The sequence below is a fragment of the Mesorhizobium sp. M7D.F.Ca.US.004.03.1.1 genome, from assembly GCF_003998635.1.
GTDB classification, from domain to species: Bacteria; Pseudomonadota; Alphaproteobacteria; order Rhizobiales; family Rhizobiaceae; genus Mesorhizobium; species Mesorhizobium loti.
The window spans coordinates 1-659 of record NZ_RZQG01001617.1; the positions used below are offsets into that span (position 1 = coordinate 1).

Genomic DNA, 659 nt, shown 5'->3' on the forward strand with positions numbered 1-659 from the left:
GGTCATCGGCGTCGAAGGCTTGCGGGTAGCGGATTCCTCGATCTTCCCGCGCGTCACCAACGGCAATCTCAACGCGCCATCGATCATGACCGGCGAGAAGGCATCCGACCATATCCTTGGCCGCACGCCGCTGGCGCCGTCCAACCAGGAACCATGGATCAATCCGCGCTGGCAGGCGTCGGACAGATAGAGCATGATCCGGCGAACGTTCCGCCAAAAGCGAAGACGATTTGGAGACCTCCCATGCGCGCCCAGCCCACGGCATCGCACTATGTCAATGGACGCTACATCGAGGACGACGGCGGCGCGCCGCTGCCGGTCATCTATCCGGCAACCGGTGAGACCATCGCCATGCTGCGTTCGGCGACGCCGAACGTGCTGGAACTCGCCGTCGAGGCAGCACGGGCAGCGCAGCCCGCCTGGGCGCGGCTGAAGCCAGTAGAGCGTGGGCGCATCCTGCGCCGCGCCGCCGACATATTGCGCGCCCGCAACGCCGACCTCGCCCGCATCGAGACGCTGGACACCGGCAAGGCGATCCAGGAAACGCTGGTGGCGGATGCACCGTCTGCGGCGGACTGCCTTGAATATTTCGGCGGTGCGGTTGCCGCCTACAATGGCGAGTCGATAGATCTCGGCGGGCCCTTCCCCTACACAAAGCG

2 protein-coding genes are annotated in these 659 nt (G+C 65.6%); both read left to right on the plus strand.

Translation table 11 applies throughout. The features are described 5' to 3' along the window. The coding region (locus tag EN935_RS39075; RefSeq protein WP_245489185.1) for a GMC oxidoreductase at positions 1-190 on the plus strand (190 nt) is incomplete at its 5' end. A 53-nt stretch (positions 191-243) separates the two neighbouring features. Then, positions 244-659: aldehyde dehydrogenase family protein (locus EN935_RS39080; RefSeq protein WP_127374407.1), on the plus strand; the 416-nt coding region annotated here is incomplete at its 3' end.